This is a genomic window from Dysgonomonas sp. ZJ279 (assembly GCF_011039205.1).
Taxonomy (GTDB): domain Bacteria; phylum Bacteroidota; class Bacteroidia; order Bacteroidales; family Dysgonomonadaceae; genus Dysgonomonas.
In genome coordinates this window covers 1-24611 of record NZ_JAAKEL010000010.1, presented here as the reverse complement: position 1 = coordinate 24611, position 24611 = coordinate 1, and the positions used below count along the sequence as shown (strand labels likewise).

Sequence of the window (24611 nt, the reverse complement as noted above, 5' to 3'; positions counted from 1 at the left end):
AGGCTATTTCATTTTTTTATTGAAAACACATATTAATATTTGAAATCCATGAATAAACATTCTGCATTATTCAGGATAGGAAATTTAAAATCAATATAATGTAGGCTATAGTATAAATAAATTCCTCTCGGGCAAAATGAAAGTCTGATTAAATCACATATTATGGCAGTATTGGTTATTTAAAACGTAACTTTAAGAGATATGGACATATTAAAGTATTTAGATCGTAAATCTGTAGAACTGCCCTTGCGTGATGAACTATTCAATATTGAACAACTCATTCAGCATGCAGAAAAACTTGCAGGAGAAGAACAGCTGACAAGTGGACGAAAAGACAATTTTCTACTCGAAAAGCTTAATCGTAATGATAAGGTATTGCGTAATTTTAATAAAGCGATACTGATACAAAAGAAACCGAATAATTTAACTCCTGCGTCTAAATGGCTGGTTGACAATTTTTATTTGATAGAAGAGCATATTCAATTGGCTCGCCGACATTTTCCGGAGAAGTATAGTAGGGAACTACCTTGTCTTGCAACTGGAGTATCCAAAGGATTACCTCGTGTTTACTGCCTCGTTTTAGAACTAATATCACATGTGGACGCTCAGATAGATAAGGAATCCCTTCGTGCATTTATTGAAGCATATCAAACAAAGTCACCATTAACATTGGGCGAATTGTGGGCTGTTCCTATTATGCTCCGATTGGCACTTATCGAAAATTTACAACGTGTAGTTTCTCGTCTACAAGAGAATCAATCTCATCGAGATATTGCAAATCAGTGGGTTGATAAATTGCAACAAATGGCAAAGAAAAGGCCATCGCGGCTTATAGAAGTCGTAGCAGACATGGCTAAGTCTAATATACCTCTTTCCAGCTCTTTTATTTCAGAATTCTGTCAACGCCTGTCGTCTCAAAATCCGATGCTTCATATAGCACGCAGATGGCTCGAACAGCGGTTGGCTGAGGACGGCTTGTCTATTGAGGAACTTATACATGCTGATAGTCAATATCAGGCAGCAGATCAGTTATCAGTTAGTAATAGTATTAGCAGCCTTCGTGCCCTAGGTGTAACAGACTGGAAAATATTTGTAGAGACACTGAGCGTTGTGGAAAATACGCTGAAAAAAGATCCTGCGGGTATATACCATTTAATGGACTTCACCACACGTGATCATTATCGGCATACGATAGAAAGGGCTGCGAAACAGAACTCATCTTCGGAGGTAGAGGTTGCTCAAAAAGTTGTCCGTTTGGCAGAGGAAGCTCAAAGTCAGCAGCTCGATAATGTAAAAACGCATGTTGGCTTTTATTTGGTTGGGGATGGACAAATGAACCTTAATCTCGCACTTAGTGGAAGGGAATCATTCTCGACAAAATTTATAAGAGCGGTTCATCGCTATCCTCTGATCTCTTACGGAGGTGCTATTACACTACTCACTCTAATCGGTGGTGGAGCGCTTATGACCATATTACAGGCCAGAGGTGTTGCTTTTGATAACTGGAAGTCTATTACATTATCCATTATATTTCTATTGTGTGTGAGTCAGCTGGTTGTAGATCTGGTCAATTGGCTATCTATGATACTTGTAAAACCCAATGTTCTGCCACGACTTGACTTTTCAGATGGCATACCGTCCGAATATCGTACTATGGTCGTTATTCCAACTATGCTTTCGGATGAGGACACAGTAGACAGACTCGTCAATAATTTAGAACTTCATTATTTAAGTAATCGCGACGAACATTTACACTTTGCGTTGTTGACAGACTTTCTCGATGCAGATCAGGAGATAATGCCATCAGATGATTTTTTACTCGAGCGGGCCAGATCGGGTATCGAAGCTTTGAATAAAAAATATGTATCGATCACTAGCTCAATATTCTATTTATTACATCGCCCCCGTCGCTGGAATGCGAGCGAGAGTAAATGGATGGGCTATGAGCGTAAACGCGGAAAACTGATGGAGTTTAATGCTCTTCTCAGACGAAGAGACACGAATGCTTTTACACTTATAGAGGGCGATACTTCTTTTTTTACGTCTGTAAAATATGTAATAACACTAGACAGTGATACACAACTGCCCGGAGACACAGCTTATAAACTGGTAGGAGCAATGGCGCATCCGTTGAATCGTCCGGTTATAGATCCGAAACGAAATATTGTAACCGAAGGTTATGGCATTCTACAACCCCGAGTATCTATTAATCTGGTTAGTAGTCAACGTTCGATATTTACACGTCTTGTTTCGGGCGACCCGGGAATCGACCCTTATACCCGTGCTATTTCGGATGTATATCAGGATGTCTTTCGCGAAGGATCTTTCGTCGGAAAAGGTATTTATGATGTAGATGCTTTCGAGCAGGTATTGGCTGATCGATTCCCTGAAAATAAAATTCTTAGTCACGATTTACTGGAATCTACATATGTTCGTTCAGCACTTATTAGCGATATAGAGATGTATGAGGCCTATCCTCCGGGTTACAATATGGACGCTATTCGTCGTCATCGTTGGATTCGTGGTGATTGGCAGATTATCCAATGGTTATTACCTTGGGTACCTGTATTTGGAGGAAAATCAGAAAGAAATCCCATATCTAGATTAGGTGTTTGGAAGATGAGCGATAATCTTCGTCGAAGTCTTATTCCACCTGCTTTATTAGTGTTTCTTATTTTATTCTATACTTGGTTTCCTCAGTCAGCATGGTTAATGCCTCTACTGGTATCAGTCATCCTACTGTCTCCTGTTATTTTAAATTTCTTCACTAATATTGTTCGCAAGCCGATAGATCAATCATGGTCAATGCACTTGGGAGAAAGTCTACATAAAGGCTGGAGACAACTAAAACAGGTTTTGCTATCGTTAATGCTATTACCATACGAGGCTTATCTGAACCTTCATGCCATAGTATCTACTTTAGTCCGTTTGTTGATAACACATAAATATTTATTAAAATGGAAGACTTCGGTTGATACAGAACAAACTTCAAGCGATTCACTGGCGGGATTTTATTCATTAATGTGGTTTTCTCCTTTCTTTGCACTTGTTTGTGTGGCACTATTGGCTTTTTGCGACCCAATGCTATTATTATGTTCGTCACCTATTTGGATAACATGGCTTGCAGCTCCTTGTATAGCATGGGTTATTAGTTGTCCGATAGAACCGAAAATCCCTAGTTTTACGGCTGAACAAAGTTTACTTCTGCATCGGATTGCCCGTAAGACATGGTCTTTCTTTGAAACATTTGTAACGGCTAAAGAAAATTGGCTGCCACCTGATAATTATCAGGAAATACCAGTTCCAATTGTGGCCTCGAGAACATCTCCGACCAATATAGGCTTAGCTCTCTTGGCTAATTTGTCAGCATACGATTTTGGATATATTCCTGCCGGAAAAGTAGTTGAACGTACACAACTTACGTTTGCGACTATAAATAATATGAAGAAATATCGTGGTCATTTATATAATTGGTACGATACCCGTACGCTCGAGCCATTACCTCCTCTATATGTATCGAGTGTAGATAGTGGGAATCTAGCCGGTCATTTACTTACACTAAGTCAGGGACTAAGGGAGCTGCAACATGCACCTGTCTATGATCCTGTCATATTTAGTGGACTATTAGATACTGTGCGTGTAATGAAACGCTACACTGCTAAAAATACGGGAATATTGCAACTCGAAAAAGAATTGGAAATAAATAAACCCGAAACATTGCAGGCGGCATTCTCATTTCTCAAATCCGTAAAACTTCAGACTGAAAAAATAATTGAATCTTTAGCTCCTTCTAATGCAGAAGTACATGCATGGGCGCAGACCTTGATTATTAATATTGAAGACCACATAGAGGAACTATTATATCTGGCCCCGTGGTTGCAGATGCAAAATACATTGTCAAAAGGGCTGGATGATAATCTGGATTATATCATTAATAATATACAAGCTCTTGACAAAGGTTTTACATTGCGTGAACTATCTAAACTAGGGCATGGACTTTGTCCGTTGATTGAATCTGCCCAATTAAGGTTGGTCGATATTCGTGATGCATCTGTCAAAGAGAGGTGCGCAGTATATCTTAATGCATGGTTAGCAGATATTCATACAGCGTCTAAACACGCTATTCAGCGAATACAGATTTTGGAATCATTAACGGAGCAAAGCGAATCATCTGCCGAAATGGATTTCGCTTTCCTATATAGTCCGTCTAAGAAATTATTTGTTATCGGATATAATGTTACTGAGCAACGTGCTGATAACTCGTCGTACGACATGTTGGCATCCGAAGCCAGGCTATGTAGTTATGTCGCTATTGCCCAGAGGCAAGTACCCCAAGAACATTGGTTCTTATTAAGCCGCTTGTTGGTCGTGTCTCACGGAAAACCCGTATTGTTATCATGGAGTGGCTCTATGTTCGAATATCTTATGCCTTTGCTGGTAATGCCTAATTTTAAGCAAACGCTTCTTGACCAGACTTACAAAGTTGCTGTAAAAGCACAAATAGAGTATGGTAAAACACTTGGTGTTCCATGGGGTATTTCCGAATCAGGATATAACAGAACCGATACATCATTAAATTATCAGTATAAAGCATTTGGAATTCCAAGTCTTGGTTTGAAACGAGGATTGTCCGAAGATCTCGTTATTACACCCTATGCAACAGTAATGGCATTAATGGTCTCACCGAAAAAGGCATGTGAAAATATGCAGCGTCTTACAGCCGAAGGACACGAGGGAGCTTATGGCTACTACGAAGCTATTGATTACACACCATCACATCTGCGTCCCGATCAGACGAGTGTAAATATCCATTCGTTTATGGTACACCATCAGGGAATGAGTCTTTTATCGTTAAGTAATTTAATAAAAGATAATTCTATGCAGCGACGTTTCATGGCTTGTCCGATGCTGAAGGCATCTGAATTATTGTTGCAAGAACGTGTACCTCATAATATAACGGATAATGCTATTTCTGACGATTCTGAATTCGAAATAAAAGGCTTGCATCCGCTTCTTAACGATAGTACAGAAGTAATGCGTATTGTTGGTGATATGGATATTAAGCCCGAAGTCAATTTATTGTCTAACGGTCGTTACCACGTAATGATAAATAATGCTGGATCCGGATACAGCCGTTGGCATAACATAGCCGTTAACCGTTGGCGTGAAGATGCAACTTCCGATAGTTTGGGGATGTTTGTTTACTTGAGGGATAAAGATACAGGTGAATTCTGGTCTACGACTTATCAACCAACCTCCCGGAAGACTAAAAATGATGAGGCGATATTTACGCAGGCATATGCTGAGTTTCGTCAAAGGCAATCTGATCTGGAGATTCATTCATCTATTTGTATTTCGCCCGAAGATGATATTGAAATAAGGCGTATTCGACTGATTAATCATTCCAATAAGCCGCGTAAGATAGAAGTAACAACTTATAGTGAGGTAGTTATTGCCCCTCAGGCTGCAGATGAAGCTCATCCTGCATTTAGTAATTTGTTTGTTCAGACAGAATTTGTACCCGAAGATTCGGCAGTATATTGTACTCGCCGAGCACGTTCTGAGGATGAAGTTCCTCCACATTTAGCCCATTTGATGTTAGTTCCGGATGATCAACAAGGAGGAATATCCTGTGAAACAGACAGATCACTCTTCATTGGTCGGGGACGCTCTTTGGCAAACCCTTTAGCTATGGATAATAGAGGATCGTTGTCTAATAGTAGCGGGTCGGTTCTTGACCCTGTTATCTCTTTACGCCGTACTGTCACTGTACCTGCAGGTAAAACAGTCACCGTATGTGTTTTGCTGGGAATGGCTGAAACAAAAGATACGGTGGTGGCATTAGCACATAAATATCAAAGTATACGCATGACTGATCGGGCTTTCGAACTGGCTTGGACACACAGTCAGGTTGTACTCAATCAGCTTGGTATTGCCGAAACGGAAGCACAGATATATGGTAAATTAGCAGGTGCTTTAGTTTATGCTAATTCGTTGAGGCGCGCATCGCAAATCATTTTGAAAAATAACCGGCGTGGGCAGGATGGTCTTTGGAGTTATAGTATTTCGGGTGATACGCCTTTGGTATTATTGCGCATAGGTGATGTGTCGGGAATAGAACTAGTAAGGCAATTGGTTTTGGCTCATGCTTATTGGCGAATGAAAGGTCTTACAGTCGAACTAGTAATACTCAATGAAGATGTTTCTGTTTATCGTCAGTCTGTGCACGACGATATCGTTAATCTCATATCATCAGGTATTGAAGCTCCGTTATTAGAAAAAGCCGGAGGAATATTTGTTCGTCGTATAGAACAAGTACCTCGCGAAGATATGCTCTTGCTGCAAGCAGCGGCACGTATTGTATTGAGTGATGAGCTGGGAACATTGAACAAGCAACTCCAATCATTGAATATTTCGGAGTTGAAAATTCCTTCTTTTCAGCCTACACATTCAGCCTCGCCGAGAATTGAGAAACTTTTACCATCGCGCGATCTGATTTTTAAAAATGGTTTGGGGGGCTTTACTCCCGATGGACAGGAATACGTTATTACGCTTCAATCGGGACAAACCACACCTGCTCCTTGGAGTAATGTATTGGCTAATCAGCATTTTGGAACAGTAGTTTCAGAAAGCGGAAGTTCATATACGTGGGCAGAAAATGCCCATGAGTTTAGACTTACCCCATGGAATAATGATCCTGTAAAAGATACATCAGGCGAAGCATTCTATATCCGAGATGAGCAAACCGGAGAATTTTGGTCACCTACGCCATTACCGGCAAAGGGAGCAACTCCTTATGTTGTAAGACATGGCTTTGGATATACGGTATTTGAACATACCGAAAATGGAATCTTTTCGGAGTTGACAGTATATGTAGCAATGGATGCACCAATTAAATTCGGTGTGTTGAAACTTCGTAATATTTCGGGGAAACCTCGGAAACTATCTGTAACCGGATATTATGAATGGGTATTGGCAGATCTCCGTCAGAAGAGTTTGCTACATATTCAGACTGAAATAGATGTGAGAACAGGAGTTCTGTTCGCCCGTAATTTTTATAATATCGGTTTTGCCGGAAAAATAGCTTTTATAGATGTCGGAGAATCGCGGACACTGACAGGTGACCGAACAGAGTTTATAGGACAAAATGGTAATATTTCGCAACCTGCATCCATGAAGCGTAGCCGTCTTTCGGGCAAAGTCGGAGCAGGGCTTGATCCTTGTGGAGCTATGCAAGTAGTATTCGATTTGCAGGATGGGCAGGAGAGGGATACCCGTTTCCGTTTGGGTTTTGCGCATAATAAAGAGGAGATGCGTGATCTTGTTTTGCGTTTCCGTACAACAGGTGCTGCAAAAGAGGCTCTCAAAGGTGTATGGGATTATTGGAATCGTACACTTGGAACTGTAAATGTGGATACTCCCGATGCATCGGTAAATGTGATGGCTAACGGATGGTTATTGTATCAAACATTGAGTAGCCGTGTATGGGCACGATCTGGATATTATCAATCCGGAGGAGCCTATGGATTCCGCGATCAATTACAAGATGTTATGGCGTTGGTACATGCCGAACCTTCTATTGTTCGCAAACAAATACTTCGTGCTGCAAGCCGTCAGTTTCTAGAAGGTGATGTGCAACATTGGTGGCATCCGCCTATGGGACGAGGGGTAAGGACACATTTCTCCGACGATTACCTATGGTTGCCATACGTAACTTGCCGATATGTGACAAGCGTTGCAGATACAGGTATTCTTGATGAAAAGGTATCCTTTATTGAAGGAAGAGCATTACGAGCTGATGAAGAATCGTATTACGACTTGCCCGGACGTTCGCAAGAATCGGCAACACTCTATGAGCATTGTGTAAGGAGTATCAAATACGGATTGAAATTTGGAGTTCATGGCCTACCTCTAATCGGTTGTGGTGATTGGAATGATGGTATGAATCTAATCGGAAAAGATGGACGTGGCGAAAGTGTTTGGCTGGGTTTCTTCTTATACGATGTATTGATTAAGTACTCTAAACTGGCAATCTTACGAAATGATACTGCATTTGCAGATCACTGTATAGAGGAAGCCCGTAAATTGAAAGAAAATATAAAAATTCATGCATGGGACGGAGAATGGTATCGCCGTGCCTATTTTGATAACGGCGAACCTTTAGGATCGAAAGTGAATGATGAATGTCATATCGATTCTTTACCGCAAAGCTGGTCAATCATAAGTGGGGCAGGAGACCCCGAGCGATCTTTGATGGCTATGGAACAAGTGGATAAACAACTTGTTCGTCGTGATGATAAACTGATCCAGTTATTTACGGCTCCGTTCGATAAGTCGGCTCTTAATCCCGGATATATTAAAGGATATATTCCGGGAGTACGCGAAAATGGAGGACAGTATACACATGGTGCCATATGGACGGTTTTGGCTTTTGCTCTTATGGGTGAAACCGAAAAGGCATGGGAGCTTTTTGGATTGCTTAACCCTGTGAACCACAGTGATAATGCTGAACGGGCAGCTATTTATAAAGTTGAACCTTATGTTATTGCCGCCGATGTATATGCCGCCGATCAACATAAAGGCAGGGGAGGATGGACTTGGTATACCGGCTCTGCAGCATGGATGTATCGCCTCTTGGTCGAAACTTTACTTGGGATAAATATCGAGGGGGATAGACTGCATTTGTCTCCTCATTTACCGAAGAAGTGGAATGGTTATAAGATACATTATCGATATAAAGAAACTGTGTATCATATAACTTTCTCTCGTATATCGAATAAGTCATTACCACGACTCATACTTGACGGACAAGAACAAGAAAACAAAGATATTCTCTTTATGATAAATGATAACAGAGAACACTTTGTGGAAATGTGGATAGAATAAAAGCTGAACTTAATATTTAAAATAACGTGAGTTCGAAGTAAGCATCATATTATTGTGAGGTATGAATTAGTATCTATCTTTCGTCCATTCTGTCATCCCGAACTGAAAGGAGGGATCTATTATCTCTTGAGGCTATAAGCCAATAGCTATTAGCTAATGGCTTATTTCAGAGTAGATCCCTCCTTTCAGTTCGGGATGACGAATTCGGATGAAGATTTTATTGTTCCTTTTCTTACTTCGAACTCACGCTAGAATAAAGAAGGAGATAATCGATAGACTATCTCCTTCTTTATTCTAAATATTCTTATATTCTCTATTATATCGATACTGCAAAAACAGAACTTACGGGAGATAAAACTAAATGGATACGGGTATATTTATTTCCGTCCTTATCCTTTATTGATTCAGTTTTAGACCACTCTTTTATTGAACCTGTATGAGGATTCCATTCTTCCAGATTTAATGATCCTCTAATATCGACCCATGTATCTAATGGACGGTCAGTTGTGTTGGTAAAGAAAAAGATGTCTTTTCCATCTTTTTGTTTATGAATGTAATTTACATAGCCAATACTTTTGTCAGAGTGTATATCTGCGAAATTAATATCTGCGGATATATTCATCTTAGCAAATGTAGTTTCCATATTCTCTTGTGTTGTATTTGCGATAAAAGCAATTTGCCCACCCTTCGTATTTGTTTTGAATATGTCGGATGGAATTCCTAGTTTCGGATCAATGCCAAATAATTCTGTTATTATGCGTTGAACTTCCCTGTCGGCACTAAATTCAGCAGATTTAAACGGCAAAGAAGCTGTCGCAATAACACTACCACCATTGTCATAGTATTGTTTTATACTCTTTAGTGTCGATAATGAGATCACATCACCTCCCGGCATTATCAATACTTTGAAATTTTGAATATTTGTAGTATTGTTTAGTTTCAATTCTTTACCATTACTTGTGATTTTCCCGTTACATAAATTTTCAGGATGAACAAATGTGAAGTCTCTACGGATATCATTTGTTAGTAAATTGCTTAAAACATGATGATTAACGTGTTCGGGAAGCCAATTGGCCACAGGCAGACCTGATGTAGCATCTCTATTTATATAGGTTTCACCTTGTATAGCTGTTATAGGCCACAATAAAGCTATATCTGAGACCCGATTACCACCTTGCAACATCATACAAGAACGCCCGACATAAGCGCTATAGTTTGGTAAACAATCTCTAAGTAAAGGATTCTCATGTGAAATAAGTGGAGGTATGCGGATTTTGTCAGCATCGGTTGTATACCACATGCCGTGAGGCACTGCAAAATTCACTCCACGCGCCATTGCATCCATTACGGTTCTATACAAGGTGAGGGAATCCATATCGGCAGGGAATGCTCCACATAATTCAGCCCCCACTATTGGTTTGTCTCCTAAATCGGCGGCCGAACTTATTTGTTTATATCCATGTATTCCACGACCGTAATAGAATATTGCATCCATTAGCGGTATTTGGGTATGTCTATAGTATTTTAAGATATCGCCATGGGCTACGACCGAATTAGGACTATAATTTTCAGGCGGATGCCCCATGCTTCTCAAATTATTTTTAGCTGACCATTCGGCTACCGATTTGACATAACCTTCGGCCATTAGTTCGGAACGTATATCGAAAAATGCTACACGAGCCTGATGGGTTTCGGGACCGATGTCGTAATAAAGAGCAGGGTAATATAAAGCCGGATTTTTTCCATATTTTTCTTCAAAAATCGTGCTTATAGCTGGTGTCCATACATTTTCCTGATGTACGAAACCAACATCGTCATAAAATGTTTTGGTTATTACATTCCCAAAATATTTGCCGAATCTTTTACCATATTGGTCGTAAGTCATTTCCAGCACTTTCGAAACGGCTTCAGGCTGCATATAATCGACCGCATCTGCTGTATTATATTTACAGGAGAAGAACATTACACGCCATTCTCCCAGAGGAACATTCCATTCTAAACTCTTACCTTTCATATATGGCTTAAGATCTACTACTTCGAGGCTCTTTGTGTTCATTGCCGAAACAGCAAGAAGTAAGGATGTTGTATCTGGCGCTTGTTTCTTGAAAAGTTGTTTTCCTTGTATTAAAAATTCATCTTTATTTAGTTCCTTTCTTGTGTATTGAGGATATTCCTTTTGTAGCCTTCCTCCGGCGCTGCCGCTCGGGAAATCTATATCGTCGTATAGAATGACCTCCATACCTTGTTTTTCAGATATACTTAGAATGTCTGCATATCGATTAAAATACTCTTCGCTTAGGTAGGTCGGCTCTGTACCCGGGCAGAGGTATCCCGTTTGCCATTGAGTGTTTGGATTGACTGGAAGTACTGTGACACCGCCGAAACCCGATAGAGTTCTGGCTTCGGTTATACGCTTATTGATACCCTCGGTTGTCAAATTACCGTTGATGTGCCAGAAAGGCATCGGGCGATATTTATTTGGCGGATTTTTGAAATCGGCTTTTAAGCTGTTGTCAAGCGAAGAATTATTGCACGAATAAGCGCAAAATGCGACTGTCAGAATAAGCAGACAGCCGAAAATCTTTTTTTTCTTGATTTTCATAATATAAAATTTTAAGGTCGTACACAGTTGTCTTTTACAATCGCTATGTAAAATTGATTCTAAGGTCGAAACGTAATAGTAAATTATCTAGTTCAGTCTCATTCTTTTAAGAAGTTTTCTAAATATGGGTATAAGATATCTTTATTTATGATATAACTACCATGATCGTGTCCTTTCATTATTTGTAATCTCGCATTTGGCATAATTTTTACAATATCGTCAAAGCTTTCTTCTTTATATATGTCATCTTCACCTGCAATCAATAATGTGGGCGTATGTATATCTTTCAATTGTTCTAGCTCGATATTTGGTTGTTCCAGCATCATTTTTATCAAAGGGTCTTTTGTATTTTCATATTCGTCTACTAAGTAATTGTAGATATCGGTTTTGAAGTCTGTCGGTTTTAAATTCACACCCAAAAGCGCCATTTTATGGAATAAATTATCATGGTCTATAGCCAATAGCAAACTTAAGATTGCGCCATCGCTAAAGCCTATTACAGATACATTTTTTAGTTCGAGTTTTTCTATGAATTGATAAACGTCCTCTGCCATTGTTTCATAAGTAAAATCTTCGGTTTTTGTGCTGCCACCATGATTTCGGCTATCAATAGCATATATGGTATAGTTTTCTTTTAATTTCTCGGTCAGTTCATTGAAGATGCCAGAATCTTCGCCATTCCCATGCATTAAAATCAGAGGATTACCTTGACCTTCTTTAATATAATTCAGTGTGATATTATTAACTTCTATTTTCATATTTGTGTATTTATAAGATTTCGTATTACTCTTTTGTGCATGTAAATTTACTATATGTATTAACAGAAAACTAAGGAAAATTAGATTTTTCATTTATTCCAAGCTGGTTTAGCATTTAATATCTTTTGATAAATAGGGCAATCTGCTGTGTGGGAACCAGATAGGTAACCACTACTCATTAAGAATTCATTGACAATTTCTCCACCTACGAATTTGAAGTTTTTCTTAAATAATTTTACCCATTCATCTTTTGTAAGAGGATGATTCATATCGAGCCAATTTTTAAAAGAGCCATGTGCTTTTTGTAGCTCCAATATTACATTCGCATTGTGTATTGCAGCATTTATTTTTAACTTGTTACGGATAATTCCCGGATCATTAAGTAGACGCTCGCAGTCTTTTTCTCCGTAAGATGCTACAGTAAGAATATCAAAATTATTGTATGCTTTTTGAAAATTCTTCTGTTTTTTCAGAATGGTTATCCAGCTTAGTCCGGCTTGGTTTATTTCTAAAACAAGTCGTTCAAAAAGCTCATTGTCATCATCGATAGGGAATCCGTAATGATTATTGTGATAATCAATATTGGGATTTGTATCTTCGGTAGATAAATTATTTACGTATTCACAATAGGTCATAGATATGTTGTATTTTGTAGTATTATAGTGATTTTTGTCCCCTTATTTAATTCAGATATGATCTCATATTTGATGTTATTTTTTTCAAGTATTCTGAGTGCGATAGAAAGGCCTATACCGCTACCCTGTATCTGATTAGCATTGTCGGCTCTGTAAAAAGGCTTACTTATGTTCTCCAATTGTTCGGGAGGAATCCCAATTCCATAGTCAGTTATTGACAGGCATAAAGCATTGTCATTATTTTTATAAATATGGATATCGACTGCATTTCCATGAGAATATTTTACTCCATTTTCTATCAGATTGAATAAAGACATAAATAGCTGAGTCTTATCTCTACTGATTGACAACAAATGTTCGTCCTCGGACTGAATATCTGTATTGACTTTTATTTTTGAGCTTGGATAATGCTCTGTTATTTTATTTATTATTTCCCATATCAGTTCATCGATTCTTACTAATGTCGTTATATCTGAATCTTTTCTGAGATCGGACACAATAATAAGGGTATCTAAAATCCCTTCCAACTGATATATTTCCTGAATTAATTTCTTAGATAAATTCATATATTCTTCGGAAGTACGCTCTTTCATAGAAAAGACCTCGAGATTGCCTAAGATGGATGCTAAAGGTGTTTTGAATTCGTGTGAAACATAACTGACAAAATTTTTCTGAATGATGAGAGTCTCCGATATTTTGGTCAAGAGTTTATTAAATGTATCAATTAGATCCTGTAACTCATCTTTTGTTTCGGGCGATTCGATCTGTACATTTAAATCATTTGTCGATATACTATTTACTTGGTTTATAACTTTCTGAAATGGACGGTATGCAACATGCGAAACCCATCTGCTTAATCCTATAATTGCAATAAGCCCAATAAAAAATGATGCGGAAAGTATCCATAATAAGATATTCATTTGCATGGACAATTCCTCTTCTTTATTTTTTGTAATAACTACAAAGTTTCCTTGGTTATCTTCGTAAAAGATACCATAGCATCGAAACCCATCCGTTTTAAAAGAGAGAGATTTTTCGTTCCTTATTTTATCTAGAATATCGGCAGGTATGTTGGGTTGTTGAGTTCCATAACAAATATTGTTCTCTTTATCATATATCTGATAAGAAGCATCTGAAACGAATTCATCGAACTGATCCTTTACCTTTTCGAAATCTTTACTATTGAGCTCATCCTCTTCTAAATAGAAGATTGCCGAAATGTAAGCTGTTTTTTTGAGATTGTTATATATTTGTTTCTCTGTATTCTGATAAAACAAGCCATAAATAAGGAGGGATATAATTGCAAAAATCACCCCGAATACAATAGAACAAAACAGAGCCAGACGAGTTTGTACTTTCATTCTCTTGTTCGTATTAAATAGCCTCTGCCTTTTACCGTATCTATCAGTTTAGTGGCATCTGCTGTGTCTATTTTATTGCGGAGATATGATATGTAAACATCAACAACATTGGTGTTTGTATCATAATTTATACCCCAGACTGTATCCAGTATCTGAGCTCTGGAAAGTACTTTGTTAGGGTGCTCCATCAATAGTTTTAGGAGTTTAAATTCCTGAAAAGTTAGTTTTATTTCTCTTCCGTCTCTTTCTACACGATGTTTATCGATATATAATTTTAGACCCTCACATTCAAGTATTTCCGAGGGAGTGTTGTAATCGAGTTTTGCTCTGCGGGTGAGAGCATTGATCCGGGCAATTAATTCTTTGAAATGGAATGGTTTTGATAAGTAATCATCTGCTCCGTAATCGAGGGCTTTTACCTTATCTTCCGGTTCGCTTAAGGCACTGATTACCAGAATAGGTGTATTAATCTTCTTATAGCGGGTGTATTGTAGAAGTTCTATACCGTCAATATCAGGAAGCATGATATCCAGTAATATCAGATCCCATTCTTTGTTGGCAATAAAGCTACGGGCATCAGTTCCATTTTCAGCCAATACAACTGAAAACCCGCTTTCTTCAAGACCTTTGACAACAAACTCACTAATTCGCTTATTGTCTTCTACAAGAAGTAATTCCATATATTCCTATATTTTTAGACTATAAAAATAAGGATTATTTATCAATCCTGATCTCTTTTCAATCTCTTATCTCGGCGATATGCAAAATAGAATACTTGTGGTAAAACAGTAAATGATAATATCATACATGTAATAATTCCCCCAACGATCATTATTGCCAATGGTTTTTGGATTTCCGATCCCATTCCACTCGATAAGGCAGCAGGAAGTAATCCCATCGATCCCATCAAAGCGATCATCAATACGGGTCTTATCCGACTTTTCACAGCACTGTCAATTGCCACGCGCAGATTACGGGTTTGTTGCATTTTGTTTTTCATCAAAGCTATCAGCAGAATGCTATCTATTGCCGTTATACCAAATAAAATAACAAATCCTATTCCGGCCGATATTCCAAAGATTGTCCCCGTTATCCATAGCGAAATAAATCCTCCTATTAAGGCGTAGGGCATAGCACTTGCAGCAATCAGGGTATCTTTTACTGTTCCAAAATTGAGGTACAATAAGAATAATATTAGTAGCAATACTGCGGGAACGATAAGCATCAGACGGTTTGTTGCCCGTTGTTGACTTTCGAACTCACCTGCCCATACCATTTTGTTTTCAGTTTTGAGTTGTATATTCTGATTTACTTTTTGCTGGGCTTCTGCTATTGTCGATCCTAAATCGCGATCGCGAATACTGAATCCGACACCGATATAGCGGCTGCTACCGTCGCGATACACAAATGTGGGACCGGTTATAAACGTAATATCGGCTATTTCTTTTAACGGAACATATTTCCCGTCCATTGTAGGAATGAGTATGTTTCCTATTTTATCTTCATTATCCCGATGTTCTTTCTGAAAACGTACTTGTATATCGAAGGTGCGCTCTCCTTCATAGAATTTTGTTGCAGCTTTTCCTCCTATGGCCATTTCGACTACAGCCTGAGCATCAGCCATTGATACTGCATAACGAGCCATGCGTGCTTCATCTAACTTTATTTGCAATTCGGGCAAACCAATACTTCTAAACACATTAACATCTTCTACACCGTTCACATCTTTTATTATTGCCGCAGTTTGATCTGCGAGGTCTTCCAATTGCAAGAGATCGTCTCCGAATATTTTGATGACGAGTGCACTTTTTACTCCTGCAACATATTCTTCTACATTATCTTGGATGGGCTGACTGAAACCAAATATTACACCGGGATATATATCGAGAGAGTCTTGCATTTGCATTATCAACTGATCTTTTTTGACTTTTCGTTTCCATTCTTTCTCCGGTTTAAGCTGGGCATGAAATTCTATATTGAAAAAGCCTGTAGGGTCTGTTCCATCATTCGGTCTTCCCGTTTGACTTAATACAAATTGTACTTCATCGAAATTTCGGAGTTTAGACTTCATCTGTTTGGTTACTTCAACAGATTCGTCAAGATTTATACTATTAGGCAATGTTGCCCGAATATAAATTGCTCCTTCATTCATACTTGGTATAAATTCAGTACCCCAGAAGCAGAAACGAACGATGCAAACGATCAATAATACACTGAACGATATAATAGCACCTTTGCGGTAACGAGACGCAAACTCATATATTTTATATAATGTGCCAGTGAAGAATCGGCTGATAAAATTAGTTTTACTTACTACCGGTTTCTTCAACAATATCTTGCATACTACCGGTACATAAGTCAGTGATAATATAAGAGATCCTAATAGTGCATACCCTAAAGTAAATGCGAGTGGTGAGAACATTTTACCTTCCACTTTCTCGAAAGAGAAAATTGGTATCATTGCCACTACCAGAATGATTTGAGCAAAGAATATATGTGAAGCTACACTTCCCGCACTCTTTTTGATAAGCCCGCTTTTAGATGTTTTAGTGAAGCGTTCGCCAAGTTGGAGCGATCGTTTTTCCATCGCAACAAATACTATTTCGACAATCACCAATGTGCCTTCGAGCAGAAGCCCGAAATCTAAAGCACCCATCGAAATAAGATTGGCAGGTAAACCCTGTATTCTCAGCATAATGATCGCAAAAAGAAACGAAAGTGGAATCACAGACGCAACAATAACTGTTGTCCGCCAGTTGAATAAGAATATGAAGACTACAATGGAAACCAAAATGATTCCTTCCAGCAAATTTTTGATTACTGTATGCACTGTAGAATCCACCAACGTTGTGCGATCTAAAAACGGTTCTATTTTTACGTTTTCGGGTAAAATCCGTTCATTTAATTCGGTTATTTTATCTTTTAGGTGATTGATTACTTCACTCGGATTTTGTCCTCGTAGCATAACAACGATGCCTTGTACAACATCGTCCTGATAGCCAAGACCAACTTGTCCTAATCTCGGTTTGGATGAGATGCTGACAGATGCGACTTGTTTTACCCGAATAGGTGTACCGCCTTTTACTTCTATGAGAATATTTTCTATATCCTCTATACTTTCAAGTAGTCCAATGCCCCTTACTACAAAGGCTTGGCTACCTTTTTGAATAATGTCTCCTCCGACATTAATATTACTATTCGATACTGCTTCATATACCTCTAGCGGAGATAAGTTGTAGTTATTTAGCTCGGTAGGATCGACTTTTATTTCAAATATTTTTTCTTCGCCTCCAAAACTATTTATACTGGCCACGCCCGGTACAGATAGTAGTTCGCGTTCTATTACCCATTCATTTATAGCTGCAATCTCTCTAATTGGTAAGTCACTCTTCAATACATAGCGGTATATCTCGCCGGTTGCTCCCGAAGGAGGCTCGATGGAAGGGTCGGCACCATCGGGTAGATCGAGATCTTGCATACGGTTAGATGCATATTGCTGAGCAAAAAAGTCATCCACATCATCTTCGAAAATTACGGTAACAACTGATAACCCAAATAAAGAAGTTGATCGTACATCACTTTTACGAGGTATGGTGTTCATCTCTCTCATAATGGGTAATGTAACGAATTTTTCGATTTCCTCAGCGCTTCTTCCCGGCCACTGTGTTATAATCCGTACACGCGTATTTGTTACATCGGGATAAGCCTCAATAGGAGTATGGATGTAGCAGACTATTCCTACAACAAACATCAGTCCTGTAAGAAAAAGAACAAGTATATGATTACGTAGCGCAAAGGCTATAATATTTTCTACAAACTTATGCATCGATTAATAGATCTTTAATGTAACAAATACAGTATCCAATGAAGAGAAACTTAGTTTAGGTTGCTGGTTTTGGCTTTAGACAGGCTATTGGCGAAATTAATTTTCTTTAAGTCCCGAATAGATAAGGAGCTGGTTTTTGATTACGATATATTCTCCTTCCAGTAATCCGGATGCTATATAACTAGTATCCTTATTGTGCCCTTGAACAGTGACTTCTTTAATTTTAAAATTGTCGGCAGATTCTTCAACAACAACGAAATAGCGATTGGCATCAAAAATTAGTGCATCGGATGGAATGGCTACTAATCGTTTATTGGTTTTATTCTCTAATTTGACAAGGACAGACATTTCGGGTTTGAGTTTCAAATCTTTGTTAGGCATGACTATTCTGGCTTTCAGTACTTTTTCTTCAGGATCAAATACTTGTGACAGAGTATTGATCTTCCCTATAAAAACGTCTCCGGGATAGGAGAGGGACGTTATTTTCACATCCATTCCTTCTTTGACAAATAATAAATTACTTGCATATACATTTACCGTTATCCATACAGTATTTAGGTCGGCAATCGAGAAAAGGGGTTCACTATCAGACGATACGGGAGTTCCTGATGATGCATTCTTATTGATAATATATCCCGACATTGGCGCCTTTATCGAAAATGAGCCATTACTCTTATTCGATCCCCAAAATGACATATCTGTCCGAACACGATTGAGGGCTGCTTGTGCCTGATCGACTTTTCCTAGTGCCTCCATCAATTCTTTTTCCGATAGCATATTATCTTCAAACATAGCTTGCGCTGTTTTCAGCTCCCGTTGTGCTATTTTTACTTCCGATTCTAAGGTTATTAATTCAGCTTGTAAAGAACTTAGCTCGGTACTTCTAATATCAATCAATGTTTGTCCTTTCTGCACCTTATCACCTAACGCAAAATAAGAACGCTCAACAACTCCATTGATAAGAGGTACATAATTAATCATATTGTCGGGGTCATATTCGACTTTTCCGGTGAGTGTTAGTTCCTCGAGTTGATCGCTTAATATCGCCGTCGTTGTTTTTACATTTCTTAAAAATGCCTTATTGATGTCTAACGAATTATTCGTGTTTTCTTTATCTGTATTTCCAGAGCAAGATGTCGCAAATAAGATAGCCGATATAATTAATGTTGATGTAATGTATCTTTTTATCATGATTTTATTTTATTTCTGTACCTACTGTATATTGAAGTTCTTCGAAAAGTGTACTGACTTTCTTTCGTGCTGTAAGAATGGTTTCTTTATTTGCTTTATAGGTATCCATAAAGTCGATATATTCGAGCATACTCACATTTCTATTCAATAAATTCTTTGTGTAAATTTCAAGCATGCTATCAATATCGGAAAGCAAGTTGTTATCATTTATTTTATTATAAAATTTATATGCCATCGTATAATTACTATATGCTTCTACTACTTCGTGTTGAGCCATGTTTTGCTGTTGTTGAGCCAAATACTGACTCTGATCTCTATTGATCTTCGCAGCTTTGATATTACCTTGATTACGATTGAAAAAGGGTAAGTCGAAACTAACTCCGAATCCAACGAAATCTTTCCATACACCACCGTATCGATCATAGTTTGCATTAACTGCCAGATCTGGAATTCGCTGGGCTTTTTCGTAGGCCAGCGATTTTTCGTGATACTTAGTTTGCAATCGTTGTCTAGTTACATCTGGACGAAACTCAGAAGCTTGCTCCAATAGGTTAGCTAATGATACTTCATCCGGATTTTTAGCATTAATACAAACGTCTTGTATCTCTATAATTAAAATCGGTTCGATATTTAATAAGGTTTTAAGCGATTTTTCCTGCTCATTTATTTCTATTTGTAAATCATTATATTCATTCTCTATTTCCAGAAGAGAAGATTGTAATCTTAGTAATTCACTTTTCGCAATATTACCTTGTGCTACTTGATTTTTATATCCTTCAATTAGTTGAGAGAATGATTCACCCTGAGATTTTAAAACCTTTTGGTAAGATTGTAGATATATTATTTCATTGATCGATTTTCGCAATTCGACTTTTAGTCCTCGCAATACATCCTCAAATTCCTGAATGGCTATTTCTTTCGATACTTTTTCTTTGTTTACTAATTTTCCACGTTTACCAGCTGTTTGTATCAACTGGCTAAGTTCTATGGTGAATTGAGTATTTCTCGCAAATGATCCGAATATGGGAGGGATGGCCTCTTTCTCACCTTCACGTTGAGTATCTGTACTCCATAAATTAATCTGCCCAATTTCGAGAGAAGGGTTGTCCCATAATTTGGCTTGTGCAATTTCTGCGTCGGCAATACTAATATTCAGATGTTCCGCTATTAGCTGTAAATTATTTTCTAGAAACAAAGCTTCGATTTGTTCAGAAGCCAACCTCAATATTTGCCTTTCTTGTGCCAATAAATTAGTGAGGATAAAAAAGCTTACAAATAGTAATAGATGTTTTTTCATTCTTCGAGATCAATATTTTTCTGTTGCAAATGTATCTTGTATAGATTACAGGCATTTTAGAACTACATTAGAAATAGATTAGAAATGTTTGAAGAGTTTATATTAATACTTTTGGAATATATATGAATACAATTATAGAATAAGAATTATAGAATTATTGTTCATTCTTTTGATAATGAAATATAAAAGTATAATACTCCATTATTTGTTAAATCTATGCTTAACTTGCCCTATCTAAATACGGGTTTTTAATATAAATTGAATTAGCAATAATAATCCATTGTTTGTGCAAGATTTATCTATTTTTTCATCATTGCTATTATGTAAATTTGTTACTACCTAACTAATACCTAAAATTGCAATACAATTGGTAAATCTGGAAAGAAAGAAACTTTACTAGAATTGATATTACATATTGTACTATTTAGATTTATATTTGTTAGAGGAGGAAGTCGTCTTGACTTTTTGTTTTTCGTATTATTTTGTCATCCTGAGGAACGAAGGATCTCGGTTATGAGATGCTTCACTATCGTTCAGCATGACAAAGAGAGTAAAAAACAAACAAAAAGAAAATCTTTTGAAAAGTCAAGACGACTTCGTGGTTTAAAAAAAGTCTGGAATATAATAATATTGATAATTAAATGAATGTATTATGAAAAACATATCTTATATTTTGATATCCTCACTAATCGTATTACAGTTTCTTGCATGTAATAACAAGACAAAACAAGGAGTATCAGGACAAGACATCGTAACAGATCCTTTGACATTATATGGTGAGATAGATCGCTCATCAGAACCAAATTCACTATCCGAAGTTGAGAAGTCTAAAGGCTGGCAAATACTTTTTGATGGAAAAACGAGTAATGGATGGCATGGCTACAATCAGCAGGGAGTGCCCGACTGTTGGGCTGTAGAAGATAATTGTCTCACTATGAAAAGCGTTGGTGGCAATGAAGAACAAGATCTTATTACGGATAAGGAATATAAAAAATTTGCACTGTCGGTTGAATACAAACTAACTAAAGGAGCAAATAGTGGCGTACTTTTCCAAGTAAAAGAAGATCCAAAATATACATTTGCGTATGAAACAGGGCCTGAATTTCAGGTAATAGATCATCAGGATTGGCCCGATCCTTTAGAAGATTCACAAATTAATGGTGCCAACTATGCTATGTATGCACCAATGGAGAAACCATATAAGCCGCTTGGCGAATGGAATCAATTGATGCTGGTTGTAGATGGTAATGATGTTACACAGATACTAAATGGTGTTGTTGTCGTGAAATATACAAAGTATTCGGATGAGTGGACAGCCTTACGAAACAGTGGTAAATGGTCGGATTTTCCCGACTATGGCAAATATGATGAGGGGCATATCTCTTTGCAGAATCATGGAACCAAGGTTTGGTATAGAAATATAATGATTAAAGAACTTTAAATAATATAACCATGAAATCAAGAAGAGATTTTATCAAGAAATCGGCTCTGGCTGTTGCTGGTCTTTCTATATTTCCATCAAAAGTTATTAGCGGATTGGGCTATAAAGCGCCTAGCGATAAACTGAATATAGTTGGTATTGGTATCGGAGGCAAAGGACACCCCAACTTAGTTGGTATGAATACTGAGAATATTATAGGCTTGTGCGATGTGGATTGGAAATATGCAGCAAATTGTTTTAATGATTTCCCCAAAGCCAAGCGATATAAAGATTGGCGTCTTATGTTCGACGAGCTGGGTAAAGATATTGATGGTATCATGATTTCGACTCCCGACCACACACATGCTACTATTGCTGCTACAGCTTTAACGATGGATAAACATGTATATTGCCAAAAGCCATTAACTCATTCTGTATACGAAAGCCGATTGCTTACACGCCTCGCTGCAAAACATAAAGTTGCAACACAGATGGGGCATCAGGGGAATTCGGGAGACGGAGTTCGTCAGGTATGCGAATGGATATGGAACGGAGAAATAGGAGAGGTGAAGGAGGTCCATGCATGGACTAACCGCCCTCTTTGGCCTCAAGGGCTGGAACGACCTAGAGAAACTGTTAAGGTACCGAGCCATCTCGATTGGGATTTATTTATAGGTCCTGCACCATTTCGTCCATACAATCCTGTATATACACCATGGAACTGGCGAGGATGGTGGGATTTTGGAACAGGGGCGTTCGGAGATATGGCATGCCATGTGCTCGACCCTGTATATCAGGCATTAAAATTAGGCTACCCTGACAGAGTACAAGGAAGCTCTTCTTTAATAAATGTTGAATCACCTCCTCAATCAGAAAAAGTTGAATTCCGCTTTCCGGCACGCGACAATTTAGCAAAGGTTGCACTGCCAGAAGTAGCCGTTCACTGGTATGATGGTGGTTTATTACCTAATCGTCCCGACTTATTACCGGATGGAATTGATCTGATGCGCGATGGTTTAGGTGGTTGTCTATTTGTCGGATCGAAAGACACATTATTATGTGATTGCGGTGGCTTCAATCCTCGTTTATTATCGGGTAGAACTCCGAATGTACCACAAAAACTAAGGCGTGTACCTAATGCTACCGGCTATTTCGATGGCTTTCATGAGCAGGACTGGATCAGGGCTTGTAAAGAATCGCCGGAGAATAGAGTGGAGACAAGTGCCAACTTTGCTTATGCAGGACCGTTCAACGAAATGGTACTCTTAGGAGTCTTGGCTATTCGTCTTCAAGGATTAAATAAAGTATTAAGATGGGATGGACCAAATATGACATTTACTAATATCTCGCCAGATGAAGAATTGAAGATAATTTCTAAAAATGAATTTGAAATAATCGATGGTCATCCAAACTCCGATGTAAAATTCACAACCTTCAACGCACAAACGGCAGCAGCCGAGTATATAAAACATACATATAGAGAAGGATGGTCGTTGCCATCCATGCCTTAAATGGTAGTTAGTTGAAGAGCCGAGAAACACTTTTCTATTTTCGGCTCTTTCTTTTTGTAAATTCTTAATATTGAGGGGCATAATCCCAAATGGAGACGTACAGAACGGACTTGTAACACTTAACTAGCACATACACAAACGCAAACGCCAAACGCAACTATAATCGGTCGCCAAGAAAATGAATACGTTTGAGTGAGATATGAAGTCGAATGACGTAAATACGTGCGAAATATGCGAAGTTTGCGTGTACAGTGGACTGTAATGAGGTAAGAAACCAAAGAAGACTATATGAGACCTATGAGAGTGGGTCTCTTTTTTATGCGAAGTGTTACCGAACTATGAGCGAATGTAACCAAGTCGGTTACATATTTTGTAACCGATAGTGTAACCACGGTTACAATGTTAAAAAACACAAATGGCGAAACTTTAACATTTCGCCATTGCTACGGATACAATATCCTTTATCAAATACACCAATACAAATATAAGTTATTTATCTGAAATATCTATAATTGGTTTAAATTATTCTTTCTTCTGATATCTCCAGTAGATTGAGTTTCTTTCTTAGAAATAATAACATGACTGTTTAGATAGTCAAACTGATTGAAATTATGCTTTTCCAATTTAGATTTACTAGCTCCAATAACACTGATATCATTATCTTCTAATAATGCAACCAAAGAAGAATAGACTTTGATCTTAAGAGGCTTCTGAAATATTTAAATAAATACCTTCATATTTGCATATTATAAAATTATTATGCAATAATAATAGTATATAATTTCATAATATAACAATAATGAAAAATACATTTCAAAATAATTATTGATTAGTAACTATTGTTATTTTGAATAAGTTTATAATCGCGAAAATGAAAAATACACATTTTCCAAATGAAAAGTACAAAAAAAAGTAATGTGTGTGCGATTGAAAAACCAATCGCACACACAAATAGAATACAATAACGCTAATTAAATAGCATTTAAATACTATTTAAACAGCTATAAGAACGTGGCGAAATTATCGCCTTTCTTTGGCTCATTATCAAATATCAAAGCCTCTATAACTCGCGCATTTGCGCGCTCGTCTATATCGGATGAAACAAGAATAATACTAGTTAACTC

11 protein-coding genes are annotated in these 24611 nt (G+C 37.8%); 3 read left to right on the top strand and 8 right to left on the bottom strand.

Annotation, left to right across the window (positions count from 1 at the left end):
- Positions 1–201 precede the first annotated feature (201 nt).
- On the top strand, positions 202–8886 hold the full coding sequence (locus G7Y57_RS11570) for a GH36-type glycosyl hydrolase domain-containing protein (protein WP_165024134.1): 8685 nt from the start codon (positions 202–204) through the stop codon (positions 8884–8886).
- 316 nt (positions 8887–9202) lie between these two features.
- On the opposite strand, the gene G7Y57_RS11565 is transcribed toward G7Y57_RS11570, so the two are convergent.
- From G7Y57_RS11565 to G7Y57_RS11530, 8 genes are all read right to left on the bottom strand, one after another.
- Positions 9203–11488, bottom strand: a complete 2286-nt coding sequence (locus G7Y57_RS11565) for a glycosyl hydrolase (RefSeq protein WP_165024132.1) — start codon at positions 11486–11488, stop codon at positions 9203–9205.
- Positions 11489–11586: 98 nt separating this feature from the next.
- The gene (locus G7Y57_RS11560) at positions 11587–12246 is read right to left on the bottom strand and encodes an alpha/beta fold hydrolase (RefSeq protein ID WP_165024129.1); all 660 of its coding nucleotides are present in this window, start codon (positions 12244–12246) and stop codon (positions 11587–11589) included.
- 89 nt (positions 12247–12335) lie between these two features.
- Entirely contained in the window at positions 12336–12881 is a 546-nt protein-coding gene (locus G7Y57_RS11555; protein ID WP_165024126.1) for a DNA-3-methyladenine glycosylase I, read from the bottom strand.
- Complete coding sequence (locus tag G7Y57_RS11550) at positions 12878–14242, bottom strand: sensor histidine kinase (RefSeq protein WP_165024124.1); 1365 nt, start codon at positions 14240–14242, stop codon at positions 12878–12880. The genes G7Y57_RS11555 and G7Y57_RS11550 overlap by 4 nt, the downstream gene beginning before the upstream one ends.
- Positions 14239–14922, bottom strand: a complete 684-nt coding sequence (locus tag G7Y57_RS11545; RefSeq protein ID WP_165024121.1) for a response regulator transcription factor — start codon at positions 14920–14922, stop codon at positions 14239–14241. Before G7Y57_RS11545 ends, G7Y57_RS11550 begins: the two co-directional genes overlap by 4 nt.
- Before the next feature lie 41 nt (positions 14923–14963).
- The gene (locus G7Y57_RS11540) at positions 14964–18068 is read right to left on the bottom strand and encodes an efflux RND transporter permease subunit (RefSeq protein ID WP_165024119.1); all 3105 of its coding nucleotides are present in this window, start codon (positions 18066–18068) and stop codon (positions 14964–14966) included.
- A 96-nt stretch (positions 18069–18164) separates the two neighbouring features.
- Positions 18165–19259: an efflux RND transporter periplasmic adaptor subunit gene (locus G7Y57_RS11535; protein WP_165024117.1), complete on the bottom strand. Its 1095-nt coding sequence runs from the start codon at positions 19257–19259 to the stop codon at positions 18165–18167.
- 4 nt (positions 19260–19263) lie between these two features.
- Positions 19264–20556, bottom strand: a complete 1293-nt coding sequence (locus tag G7Y57_RS11530; protein ID WP_165024114.1) for a TolC family protein — start codon at positions 20554–20556, stop codon at positions 19264–19266.
- Positions 20557–21208: 652 nt separating this feature from the next.
- Here G7Y57_RS11530 and G7Y57_RS11525 point away from each other — a divergent pair.
- Together G7Y57_RS11525 and G7Y57_RS11520 are read left to right on the top strand one after the other, a co-directional pair.
- Positions 21209–21997 carry a DUF1080 domain-containing protein gene (locus G7Y57_RS11525; protein WP_165024112.1) on the top strand — a complete coding sequence of 263 codons (789 nt, stop codon included), beginning with the start codon at positions 21209–21211 and terminating at the stop codon, positions 21995–21997.
- An 11-nt stretch (positions 21998–22008) separates the two neighbouring features.
- A complete protein-coding gene (locus G7Y57_RS11520; RefSeq protein ID WP_165024109.1) occupies positions 22009–23487 on the top strand; it encodes a Gfo/Idh/MocA family protein in 1479 nt (492 codons plus the stop codon).
- Positions 23488–24611: the final 1124 nt, after the last annotated feature.

Coding starts and splice junctions, on each gene's coding strand:
- G7Y57_RS11570 (WP_165024134.1), top strand. CDS start 202: ATGGACATATTAAAGTATTTAGATCGTAAATCTGTAGAACTGCCCTTG.
- G7Y57_RS11565 (WP_165024132.1), bottom strand. CDS start 11,488: ATGAAAATCAAGAAAAAAAAGATTTTCGGCTGTCTGCTTATTCTGACA.
- G7Y57_RS11560 (WP_165024129.1), bottom strand. CDS start 12,246: ATGAAAATAGAAGTTAATAATATCACACTGAATTATATTAAAGAAGGT.
- G7Y57_RS11555 (WP_165024126.1), bottom strand. CDS start 12,881: ATGACCTATTGTGAATACGTAAATAATTTATCTACCGAAGATACAAAT.
- G7Y57_RS11550 (WP_165024124.1), bottom strand. CDS start 14,242: ATGAAAGTACAAACTCGTCTGGCTCTGTTTTGTTCTATTGTATTCGGG.
- G7Y57_RS11545 (WP_165024121.1), bottom strand. CDS start 14,922: ATGGAATTACTTCTTGTAGAAGACAATAAGCGAATTAGTGAGTTTGTT.
- G7Y57_RS11540 (WP_165024119.1), bottom strand. CDS start 18,068: ATGCATAAGTTTGTAGAAAATATTATAGCCTTTGCGCTACGTAATCAT.
- G7Y57_RS11535 (WP_165024117.1), bottom strand. CDS start 19,259: ATGATAAAAAGATACATTACATCAACATTAATTATATCGGCTATCTTA.
- G7Y57_RS11530 (WP_165024114.1), bottom strand. CDS start 20,556: ATGAAAAAACATCTATTACTATTTGTAAGCTTTTTTATCCTCACTAAT.
- G7Y57_RS11525 (WP_165024112.1), top strand. CDS start 21,209: ATGAAAAACATATCTTATATTTTGATATCCTCACTAATCGTATTACAG.
- G7Y57_RS11520 (WP_165024109.1), top strand. CDS start 22,009: ATGAAATCAAGAAGAGATTTTATCAAGAAATCGGCTCTGGCTGTTGCT.